9 protein-coding genes are annotated in these 10681 nt (G+C 66.7%); 6 read left to right on the top strand and 3 right to left on the bottom strand.

The window, feature by feature from the left end:
• From J5F18_RS17675 to J5F18_RS17660, 4 genes are all read left to right on the top strand, one after another.
• Positions 1-631, top strand: a 631-nt coding sequence (locus J5F18_RS17675; protein WP_346299844.1) for a fumarylacetoacetate hydrolase family protein, incomplete at its 5' end; no start/stop codon positions are given.
• A 59-nt stretch (positions 632-690) separates the two neighbouring features.
• Positions 691-2268, top strand: a complete 1578-nt coding sequence (locus J5F18_RS17670; protein ID WP_346299843.1) for an aldehyde dehydrogenase (NADP(+)) — start codon at positions 691-693, stop codon at positions 2266-2268.
• A gap of 278 nt (positions 2269-2546) precedes the next feature.
• A complete protein-coding gene (locus tag J5F18_RS17665; RefSeq protein WP_346299842.1) occupies positions 2547-3341 on the top strand; it encodes an enoyl-CoA hydratase/isomerase family protein in 795 nt (264 codons plus the stop codon).
• Positions 3342-3409: 68 nt separating this feature from the next.
• Positions 3410-4594, top strand: a complete 1185-nt coding sequence (locus J5F18_RS17660) for a CoA transferase (RefSeq protein ID WP_346299841.1) — start codon at positions 3410-3412, stop codon at positions 4592-4594.
• A gap of 162 nt (positions 4595-4756) precedes the next feature.
• Here the strand turns inward: J5F18_RS17660 and J5F18_RS17655 are convergent, their stop codons facing one another.
• Positions 4757-6457: an L-lactate permease gene (locus tag J5F18_RS17655; protein ID WP_346299840.1), complete on the bottom strand. Its 1701-nt coding sequence runs from the start codon at positions 6455-6457 to the stop codon at positions 4757-4759.
• A gap of 360 nt (positions 6458-6817) precedes the next feature.
• On the opposite strand from J5F18_RS17655, the gene J5F18_RS17650 reads away from it, so the two are divergent.
• Both J5F18_RS17650 and J5F18_RS17645 read left to right on the top strand, forming a co-directional pair.
• A complete protein-coding gene (locus J5F18_RS17650; protein WP_346299839.1) occupies positions 6818-7525 on the top strand; it encodes a glutathione S-transferase N-terminal domain-containing protein in 708 nt (235 codons plus the stop codon).
• Positions 7526-7740: 215 nt separating this feature from the next.
• A complete protein-coding gene (locus J5F18_RS17645; protein ID WP_346299838.1) occupies positions 7741-8115 on the top strand; it encodes a phasin family protein in 375 nt (124 codons plus the stop codon).
• Between the two features lie 93 nt (positions 8116-8208).
• Here J5F18_RS17645 and J5F18_RS17640 read toward each other — a convergent pair whose 3' ends face one another.
• On the bottom strand, positions 8209-8832 hold the full coding sequence (locus J5F18_RS17640; protein WP_346299837.1) for a phosphoribosyltransferase family protein: 624 nt from the start codon (positions 8830-8832) through the stop codon (positions 8209-8211).
• Positions 8833-8977: 145 nt separating this feature from the next.
• On the bottom strand, positions 8978-10363 hold the full coding sequence (locus tag J5F18_RS17635; RefSeq protein ID WP_346299836.1) for a nucleobase:cation symporter-2 family protein: 1386 nt from the start codon (positions 10361-10363) through the stop codon (positions 8978-8980).
• Positions 10364-10681: the final 318 nt, after the last annotated feature.

Raw genomic sequence — 10681 nt, 5'->3', positions numbered from 1 at the left:
GTTCACCAAGGCCCAGCCGCTCGCGTCGGTGGGCTTCGGCGAGCGTGTCGGGCTGCACCCGGCCTCCCAATGGAACAACCCCGAGCCGGAGATCGTGCTGGCGGTGGATGCCCGCGGCACGCCACGCGGCGCCACCCTCGGCAACGACGTCAACCTGCGCGATATCGAGGGGCGCAGCGCCTTGCTGCTGGGCAAGGCCAAGGACAACAACGCCTCCTGCGCCATCGGCCCCTTCGTGCGCCTGTTCGACGATCAGTTCACCCTCGACACGGTGCGCCAGGCCAGGGTCGCGCTGCGCATCGAGGGGGCCGACGACGGCTTCGTGCTGGAGGACGAGAGCGACATGCGCGAGATCAGCCGCGATCCGCTGGAGCTGGTCGAGCAGACTATCGGTGCCCACCACCAGTACCCGGATGGCTTCATGCTGTTTCTCGGCACCATGTTCTCGCCGATCCAGGACCGCGACGGGGCGGGGCAGGGCTTCACCCATCACCCGGGGGATCGGGTGACCATCGCCACCCCCAGCCTCGGCGCCCTGGTCAACGGTGTGGACTACAGCGACCGGCTGCCGCCCTGGACCTACGGGCTGCGCGCCCTCTACGCCCATCTGGCCCGTCGCGCTCAGGGCTAAGGCCGCCCCCATTGCCCGACAACTCGCGCGACACCCCCTATTGATATAAGGAGGAGAGCATGACCCTTACCGGACAACTCCTGATCGGCCAGCGCGCCGTCACCGGCAGCCGCGGCGAGATCCGCGCCTTCAACCCCGCCACCGGCGAGGCGCTTGAGCCCGTCTACCGCGGCGGCGGCCAGGCCGAGGTCGAGCTGGCCTGCGAGGTGGCCTGGGCCGCCTTCGACAGCTACCGCGAGACCGGCCTTGAGGATCGCGCGGCCTTTCTGGAGACCATCGCCAGCGAGATCGAGGGACTTGGCGATGACCTGATCGAACGGGCCATGGCCGAGACCGGCCTGCCCCGGGGGCGGCTGGAGGGCGAGCGCGGCCGCACCTGCGGCCAGCTGCGCCTGTTTGCCGAGGTGGTGCGCGCCGGCGAGTGGCTCGACGTACGCCTCGACCCGGCACTGCCCGAGCGTCAGCCGCTGCCCCGGGTCGACCTGCGCCAGCGCCATATCGCCCTGGGCCCGGTGGCGGTGTTCGGGGCCTCCAACTTCCCGCTGGCCTTCAGCGTGGCCGGCGGCGATACCGCATCAAGCTTAGCCGCCGGCTGCCCGGTGGTGGTCAAGGCCCACTCCGCCCACCCCGGCACCTCCGAGCTGGTCGGCCGTGCGGTGCAGCAGGCCGTGGCAAAGTGCGGCCTGCCCGAGGGCGTCTTCTCGCTACTGTTCGGCGCCGGCCGCGAGGTGGGCCAGGCGCTGGTCAGCGATCCCTGCATCCAGGCGGTGGGCTTCACCGGCTCGCGTGCCGGTGGCCTGGCCTTGCTGGCCACCGCCCAGGCGCGGCCGCAACCCATACCGGTCTACGCCGAGATGAGCTCCATCAACCCGGTCTTCCTGCTCCCCGAGGCACTCAAGGCGCGTGGTGGCGAGATCGCCGAAGGCTTTGTCGCCTCGCTCAATATGGGCGCCGGGCAGTTCTGCACCAACCCCGGCCTGGTGATCGGCATCAAGGGCGAGGCGCTCGATGCCTTCGCCGCCGCCGCCGGCCAGGCGGTCAAGGGAAGCGCCGCCCAGACCATGCTCACACCGGGCATCCATGCCGCCTATGAACAGGGCGTGGGCCAGCTCGCCGGTAGCGGCAAGGCCCGCGAGGTGGCCCGCGGCCAGGCCGGCGAGGGCCCCCATGGGTGTCAGGCGGGGCTGTTCAGCGCCCCGGCTGGCGACTTCCTCGCCGACGAGGCGCTCCAGGCCGAGGTGTTCGGGGCGACCTCGCTGGTCATCGAGTGCACCGACCTTGCCGAGATGGTCGCGGTGGCTGAGCAACTGGAGGGCCAGCTCACCGCTACCCTGCAGCTCGACGATGGCGACCTGGCGGCGGCCCGGGCGCTGCTGCCGGCGCTCGAGCGCAAGGCCGGACGCATCCTGGCCAACGGTTGGCCCACCGGGGTCGAGGTATGTCATGCCATGGTCCACGGCGGCCCCTTCCCGGCCACCTCGGACGCCCGCACCACCTCGGTGGGCAGCGCCGCTATCCAGCGCTTCCTGCGCCCGGTGTGCTACCAGAACCTGCCGGCGGGCCTGCTGCCCGAGGCGCTGAAGGACGGCAACCCGCTGGGGGTCACCCGGCTGGTGGATGGCGAGCGTGAAAGCTGAGCACGCCCATCGCGAGGGCTGAGTGTAATGCGACACGGCGAGGCAGATGCCTCGCCGTGTCGCGTTTTAGCCTGTCTTGTCCTAGACGAAGGTCTAACTTGATAAAATGAATTATGAGTTCATAATTACGCTCATGCACTGGCAACGCCGCCGTGTTGATCACGGCGCTGGATCGCTGGATCGCTGAATAGAGATTGAGAGATTGAGAGATAGAGAGATAGAGAAGGCAGGCGAGGCCTCCGGGCTCCTGCCAGCCGCTGACGAAGCAGGAGGGGGAAATGGAGCCGAAAACGACGGCCGAGCTGGAGTTCATCAAGGACGGGCGCATCGCCTGGCTGATCTTCAACCGTCCTCAGGTCAGGAACGCCATGACCTGGGGGATGTATGACGCCCTCGAGCGCCACTGCCAGGCGCTGAGCGAGGATCCGGACATCGATGTGGTGGTGCTGCGAGGCAGCGGCGGCGAGGCCTTCGTGGCCGGTACCGATATCAAGCAGTTCGCTAACTTCGACACGGCCCAGCAGGCGCTGGATTACGAACATCGCATCGAAGAGGTCATCGGCGCCCTGGAGTCACTCGGAAAGCCCACCATCGCCCTGATCGAGGGGTTCTGTGTCGGCGGTGGCGCGGCCATTGCCATGGCCTGTGACTTCCGCTACTGCACGCCCGATCTGCGCTTCGGCGTGCCCATCGCCAAGACCCTCGGCAACTGCGTCTCCATCGCCAACGTGTCGCGCCTGATCGAATTGGTCGGCGCCGCCAGGGCCAAGGAGGTGCTGATGCTGGCCAAACTGGTCAAGGCCGAGGAGGCGAAGCTGGCGGGCCTGGTGACCGAGGTCATCGCTCCCGACGCGATCGAAACCGAGGTCCGCCGGGTGGCCGAAAGGATGAGCGGCTTCGCCCCCCTGACGCTGCGTGCCTCCAAGGAGGAGGTCCGCCGTGTGCTGGCGGCGCAGCGGCCCGCCGTCGGCAGTGAGGAGGATCTGATCGCCCTCTGCTACACCAGCCGCGACTTCAAGAGCGCCGTCAGCGCGTTCATCAACAAGACACCGCATGCCTGGCGCGGTGAATAGCGGTCGCTCCATGGCGCTTTATCGCCTTGGCTGAATGCAAGTTTTCCTATTACAACGAGGTGGCCAACATGCTTTCCTTAACAAAAATGAAGGTTCTCGATATTTCCCAGATCATGGCCGGCCCTTACTGCACCATGGTGCTGGGGGACCTGGGCGCGGATGTTATCAAGGTGGAGAAGAACGGCGGTGACGACAGCCGTCAGATGGGTCCCTACGTCAATGACGAGTCGACCTGCTTCGCCCAGATCAACCGCAACAAGAAGAGCATCTCGCTGAACCTCAAGGAGGAGGAGGGGCGTGAGATCTTCTATCGGTTGGCCAAGGAAGCCGACGTGATCGTCGAGAACTACCGCACCGGCGTGACCAAGAAACTGCAGGTGGATTATGAGACCATCAAGGCCATCAATCCCGGCATCATCTACTGCTCGATCTCCGGCTATGGGCAGACCGGTCCCTATAGCCACAAGGGAGGGTTCGACCTGGTGGCCCAGGGCATGACGGGGCTGATGTCGATGACGGGCGAGCCGGGTCGACGCCCGCTGAAGACCGGCATCGCCGTCTACGACATCGGCGCGGGTATCACCGCCGTCTACTCGATCCTGGCGGCCTACATCCACAAGATGAACAGCGGAGAGGGGCAGCACATCGATGTGGCTATCGCCGAATGCGGCCTGCCCTGGTTCACCTGGGAAGCGGCGGCCTTGTTCGCGGAGGGTACCGTACCCGAACCCACCGGCTGGCGTCACCGGGTGTCGGCGCCCTATCAGGCGATCAAGGTGAAGGACGGCTACATCATGCTGGGCTGTGCCAACCAGCGCACCTGGGAGCGTCTCTGCCAGGAGGTGATCCATCGTCCGGACTTGCTGGAGGATCCGCGCTTCGTCACCAATCACCTGCGCGGGCAGAACGTGGAAGCGCTGGAGGCCCTGCTGGAGGAGATCTTCGTTGAGGATGTCCGCGAGACCTGGCTGACCAAGTGCGACCAGGCGGGCGTGCCGGCCGGCCCCATCAACAACTTCGCCCAGGCCCTGGACGATCCGCACTATCAGGCGCGTGGCATGGTGCAGGAGATGGACCACCCGACCATCGGCAAGATGAAGACCATCGGGTTCGCCAGCAAGCTCTCCGAGACCCCGCCGCAGATTCGTCGGCCGGCGCCGCTCTATGCCCAGCACACCGACGAGGTCATGGCCGAGCTTGGCATCGACGAAGCGCGCTGTGAAGCACTGCGTCAGAAGGGTGTGATCAAGTGATCGAGAGGGGCGCTATGGCATGACGTGCCTCGTCGAGGTCAAGCGCGCAGGCCGCTTGCCGACGAGGCGTGGCGGGACGCGCCGGCATCGATATGTGCCTCCAGGCTTGAAAGACGAGCGCCCCGGGCCAGTGGCCCGGGGCGCTCGTTCGGGAGGACTCGATCACCCCGCCCGCATCAGCGGGTCACTCACACCGATCACATAGAAGGCGATCAGCGCAATGATGCCGGTGAAGATCAGGTAATAGATCGTCGGCAGGATGGTCTTGCGGATGGTGATGCCCTCACGGCCGAGCAGACCCACGGTGGCCGAGGCTGCCACCACGTTGTGAATGGCGATCATGTTGCCCGCCGCGGCTCCCACGGCCTGCAGGGCGACCATCATGGCGGTGGACACACCCAGCTGCTGTGCCACATTGAACTGGAATTCGGCCAGCATCAGGTTGGACACGGTGTTGGAGCCGGCGATGAAGGCCCCCAGACCGCCGACCGCCGGGGCGAAGAAGGGATAGACCCCGCCCACGCCATCGGCCACGAACTGCGCCATGGCCACCGGCATGGAGACCAGGTCCGCCGCGTTGACGCCGGAGTTGATCAGGATCCGCACCATGGGGATGGTGAAGATCAGCACGAAGCCGGCGCCGAAGATGGTCTTCGAGGATTCGCCGAAGGCCGCCTTGAGCTCGCCGATGCGCATGCGGTGGAGCAGGGCGGTGATCAGCACCACCATCAGCAGGATGCCGCCGGGCAGATAGAGGGGTTGGATGCTGCCGGAGACCCCGGACTCACCCAGGATATTGCTCCAGCCGAAGCTCAGCGACTGCAGGGCTTCGCGGAAGGGATCGATGGTGCGGGAGGCGACCAGGATCACCGCCAACAGCACATAGGGCACCCAGCCCATCAGGGTGGAGATCGGCGCCTTGCCGGCGATGTCGTCCAGCTTGATTTCCAGTTTGCCGATCCACTCGTCCGGCCAGGACTTGCGCTCGGGGAAGTCCCAGACGTCCTTGGGAATCAGGAAGCCCTTGCGCGCCGCGGGCACGACGATGGCCAGGCCGACCATGGCGCCGATCATGGAGGGAAATTCCGGCCCGAGCAGCACGCCGGCCAGCATGTAGGGCACCACGAAGGCGACGCCGGCAAAGATCGCGAAGGGGGCGATGGAGAGGCCCTCCTTCCAGGATTTGTTGGCGCCGAAGAACTTGACCATGATCACCACCATGATCAGCGGCATCAGGACGCCGACGATACCGTGGACGATGGCCACTTCCGCGGCTACCAGGCGGAAGTACTCCAGCCAGGTATAGCCGCCGGCCTCCAGCGCTTCGGTGATGCCCTCGCGGTCGATGCCGGCGGTGACCCCCACCACGATGGGGGTGCCCACGGCGCCGAAGGAGACCGGGGTGGACTGGATCATCATGCCCACCACCACGGCGGCCAGTGCCGGGAAGCCGAGCGCCACCATCAGCGGCGCGGCCACGGCGGCCGGGGTGCCGAAGCCGGAGGCGCCCTCGATGAAGCAGCCGAACAGCCAGGCGACGATGATGGCCTGGACGCGACGGTCGGGGCTGATGCCCGAGAAGCCGTTGCGGATCGCGGTGATGCCACCGGAGTGCTTCAGGGTGTTGAGCAGCAGGATGGCACCGAAGATGATCCACAGGATCGATACGGTAAGAATCAGCCCCTGGAAGGTCGAGGCCAGTACCCGGTTGAAGCTCATGTCCCAGGCGAGCAGGGCGATAAGGGCGGTGACCACATAGACCGCCGGCATGGCGGTCTTGGCCGGCATGCGCAGGCCGATCAGCAGTACACCGGCCAGCACCAGGGGCGTGAAGGCCAGCAGTGCAAGTAGGGTGTCATTCATGAGGCAGGTTTCCCCTCGACTTTTGTGATGGTGTTCTCTCGAATGAGGTGGCGCGAACCCGCCTGCCCGGGAGGCGTGGCGGTTGGGCGAAAGATACGCCTAGCCGGCGTGGACTCGCCAGCGCTGGAAAATTGGTATTACCAATCTAATTCGCATTTTCGCATCTTCTAACTAAACTATTTTATTTTAAAACCAGAGGTTTGTGTGTAAAGAGTGCCTTTTCTCGCCGCCAGATACCTGGGGCGCTATAGACTAAAGGACAGGAGGGCAAGCCTTGAGCGGACCCGGGAGCGCCGCATGGCGGGTCGCGAGAAAGGCTGGCACACTGCTCAGGACACGCTGAACCGGATGGAGAACGTCATGACACGGGTGCTCTATGATCTTTGCGGCATCGACGAGGGGCTGAGGTTCTCGCCCTACTGCTGGCGCGTGCGGTATGCCCTGGCCCACAAGGGGCTGGAAGCGGAGACTCGCCCCTGGCGCTTTACCAACAGGTCGGCACTGGACTTCGCCGATCACGACAAGGTGCCGGTGCTGGTGGACGGCGAGGCGGTCGTCACCGATAGCTACGCGATCCTCGGCTATCTGGATCGTGCCTACCCCGAGGCACCGCTGCTCGGCGATGGCGTCGCCGAGAGTCGGGCCCGCTTCCTCAAGCACTATGCCGAGCGCTCCCTGCAGCCGGCGATGCTGCGCACCATCGTCATGGACCTGCTCAACGCCATCCATCCCGATGACCGCGACTACTTCCGCGAGTCCCGCGAACGGCGCCTGGGCCGAACCCTCGAGGAGTTTCACTCCCCGGCCAAGGGCCTGTCGCAGCTCGATGCGGCCCTGGAGCCGCTGCGCGCTCGCCTCCAGGAGGCCGACTACATCGACGGTAATGCCCCGGCAGCGGGGGACTATCTGGTGTTCGGCAGCTTCATGTGGGCGCGCTGTGTGTCGAGCGCCGACCTGGTCTCCAATGCCGACCCGGTCTACGCCTGGCTGGAGCGTATGCTCGACCAGCATGGCGGTCTGGGACGCCGGGCCATGCGCATCACCGACATCGAGGGCGCCTATCGCTGACGTCGCCCTGTTGGGCCGCACGACGGCGACTACTCCCCGGCGCCCTGCTCCTGCCGGGCGTCGCCGTCGTTGGAGGGGAGGCTATGCATTCGATGGGAAATCAGCGAGGGATGATATGGCCATCATGCATGTTGCATCGCACAAAACGGCCTGCTATGTTGCAATGCAACACGGGGCGTGTCGCCCTGTATGACCACCAGAGATGGAGGTGTTCCATGTCCACCAAGACAGCCACCCAGAAATCGACCGAGCAGTTCGAGGGTCTCTTCGTCGAGCCGGCACGCGCCTATGGCTCGCTCGCCCTCGAATACTACGAGAAGCTGATGGCCGCTCAGCTGGACGCGGCACGCGCCTACGCCGACCTCGGCCTGGCACAGGCACGCGCCTGGGTTGACGTTCGCGATGCCGATGGCCTCAAGCAGGTCCTGGAAGGCCAGCAGAAGGCGGCCCAGGAGCTGGGCGAGCGCCTCAAGGCCGACGCGGAGGCGGTCAACGCCCTCGGCCAGGACTTCCTGCAGAAAAGCCAGAAGCTGGTCGAGGAGAGCCTGAAGTCCGCGAGCGCCGAGGCCAAGAGCGCCGGCGCCAAGTAAGTCACCGGCCGGCGACCGGCCGAGCGATGAGACGCCACGGGCCGCCCCGAAGAGGGGCGGCCCGTGGCGTTTCGGCTTCTCGGGGCGGGCCCGTCAGCGGCGTTCCTTGCCGAGCAGGCGAATCACTTCGTCGTCCTCCACCTGGTCGAAGTCGGCGAAGAACTGGCCCACGGCGCGGAAGTGGCGGGGGGCCTCTGGGCAGACCACCTCGTCGGCCAGCGCCTCGAGTCGCGCCAGGGTGTCGGGTGGGGCCACGCCCATGGCGGCGATCAGCAGGGCCGGGTCGCGCTGGCGCAGCGTGGCCAGGGCGGCGGCCATGGTGGCCCCGGTGGCGCTGCCGTCGTCCACCACCACTACGACCCGGCCGGCGGGGTCGATCGGCGAGCGTACCGGCGTATAGCGGCGTCGCCGCGCGTCGATCAGTTCGCGCTGGCGGGCGGTCTCGTCGGCCAGCCAGTCGTCCCGGCAGCGCCGCGCCTGCTCTTCCAGGTGCACGCTGCCGTCCTCGCTCACCGCGCCGACCGCGAACTCGGGATTGCCCGGGGCGCCGATCTTGCGCACCAGCACCACGTCCAGCTCTCCCTCCAGGGCATCGGCGATCACCCGGCCCATGGGCACGCCGCCGCGGGGGATGGCCAGCACCAGGGGATGCTCTCCCTTCAGGTGGGCCAGGGCCTCGGCCAGCTGCCTGGCCGCCTCCAGACGATTTCGGTACATGACAGGACTTCCGCAGGGGATCTACCGAAAGTCTAGCCGAGGAGCGGCGGAGGAGAGGCGAGGGCGGCGCGGACGACAGCGCCGCCGGATCGCTCCGACGGCGCCGGCGGCGGGTGGACGGGCCGGTCGCCGGCCCGTCAAGCGCTCAGGGGTTGCCCCGGGAGTCGCTGGCCTTGTCGGTCACGGCCTGCTCGTGGCTCGGGGCGGGCTTGCCGGGCAGGATGGCGTCCAGCAGCAGGGCTGCCAGGGCCGCCGGCACCAGGCCGGACTTGAGCAGCAGGCCGAGCTGGCCTGGCATGGTGTCGGCGATCGCCTCCACCGCCGGCAGGCCGATACCCAGGCTCAGGGAGACCGCGATGATCAGCATGGCGCGCTGGTTCAGCTCGCACTCCTTGATGATCTTCAGGCCCGCCGAGGCGATCATGCCGAACATCACCACCCCGGCACCGCCCAGGACGGCGTGTGGCATGGCCGCCACCAGCCCGCCCAGCTTGGGGAACAGCCCCATGCAGATCAGCAGGATGCCGCCGATGGTCACCACGTGACGGCTGACCACGCCGGTCAGGGTGATCAGGCCCACGTTCTGGGCATAGGCGGTGTTGGGCAGGGTGTTGAAGACTGCGGCGAAGGAGGTGGCCACTCCGTCGGCCATCACGCCGCCGGAGAGTTCGCGGTCCTTGGCCGGCCGGCCGGCGCCGCCGATGGTGATGGCGGAGATGTTGCCGATGGTCTCCAGGCCGACCACGAACATGATCAGGGTCATGCCGATGATGGCGGTCAGCTGGAACTCCAGGCCGTACTGGAGGGGCTTGGGAATGGCGAACCAGGCGGCATCGCCGACGCTGGAGAAGTCCACCATGCCGAGGACGATCGCCAGGAGATAGCCGCTCGCCAGGCCCACCAGGATGGAGGCCGCCTTGAGGAAGCCGCGACCGAACTGGTGCGCGGCGATGGTCACCACCAGCACGAACAGTGCCAGCCCCAGGTTGGTGGGGGAGGCGAAGTCGGGGTTGCCGATGCCGCCGGCGGCATAGTTGAGGCCCACCGGCATCAGGGTGATGCCGATCAGCAGCACCACGATGCCGGTGACCACCGGCGAGAACCAGTGGCGGATCTTCTTGAGGTAGGCGCCCAGGCCCACCTGCAGGAAGCCGGCCACCAGGGAGGCGCCGAGCACGGCGGCCAGGCCGAAGGTCCCGGCCAGGGGCAGGGCCACCGGCAGGAAGCCGAAGCTGGTGCCCTGGACGATGGGCAGGCGGGCGCCGATGGGGCCCATGCCGATGGTCTGGATCAGGGTGGCGATACCGGCCACGAACAGCGCGACCTGGATCAGGAAGATCTGCTCGCCGGTGGTGGCGCCGATCACGCCGGCGATGATGATCGGCGGCGTCACGTTACCGGCAAACATCGCCATGATGTGCTGCAGGCCAAGGGGAATGGCCTTGGACAGCGGCGGCATGGCGTCCGGGTCCCGGTTGATGGTGCGGGTGGGGTTGGTCTCGGGGTGTGGGGCGGAACGGGGTCTGGTCATGGTCTGGCTCGCAGCTTGAGTTATTGTCGATGCTGGCGTGCGGCTGGCCGGTTGTTATCGATATTGGGGCCAGTCGCCATGGCTAAATGTACACAATAATATCGATCATGAAAGACATTGATCCGTTATTGATGTGTACAATTTTGGCGATGCGATCAAAACCAATAGGTTGGAGAGATTGTGCTGACCGTTTGGTCATCCATTCGGTCGCCGCGTCGCGGGAATCGAGCCCCGCGGCTTGGCCCCGCGGCTTGGCCCCGCGGCCTGGCCGCGGGGCAGGGAGGAGGGGGGGAGGGAGATAGCGAGAGGGCTTACCCC

The organism is Halomonas sp. BM-2019 (assembly GCF_017584085.1).
Note: the sequence above shows the minus strand (reverse complement) of the source record. Positions and strands in the feature narration are given on the sequence as shown.

What these genes read in the sequence shown, in the direction of transcription:
- J5F18_RS17670 (WP_346299843.1), top strand. Translation starts at nt 691, where the DNA reads ATGACCCTTACCGGACAACTCCTGATCGGCCAGCGCGCCGTCACCGGC.
- J5F18_RS17665 (WP_346299842.1), top strand. Translation starts at nt 2,547, where the DNA reads ATGGAGCCGAAAACGACGGCCGAGCTGGAGTTCATCAAGGACGGGCGC.
- J5F18_RS17660 (WP_346299841.1), top strand. Translation starts at nt 3,410, where the DNA reads ATGCTTTCCTTAACAAAAATGAAGGTTCTCGATATTTCCCAGATCATG.
- J5F18_RS17655 (WP_346299840.1), bottom strand. Translation starts at nt 6,457, where the DNA reads ATGAATGACACCCTACTTGCACTGCTGGCCTTCACGCCCCTGGTGCTG.
- J5F18_RS17650 (WP_346299839.1), top strand. Translation starts at nt 6,818, where the DNA reads ATGACACGGGTGCTCTATGATCTTTGCGGCATCGACGAGGGGCTGAGG.
- J5F18_RS17645 (WP_346299838.1), top strand. Translation starts at nt 7,741, where the DNA reads ATGTCCACCAAGACAGCCACCCAGAAATCGACCGAGCAGTTCGAGGGT.
- J5F18_RS17640 (WP_346299837.1), bottom strand. Translation starts at nt 8,832, where the DNA reads ATGTACCGAAATCGTCTGGAGGCGGCCAGGCAGCTGGCCGAGGCCCTG.
- J5F18_RS17635 (WP_346299836.1), bottom strand. Translation starts at nt 10,363, where the DNA reads ATGACCAGACCCCGTTCCGCCCCACACCCCGAGACCAACCCCACCCGC.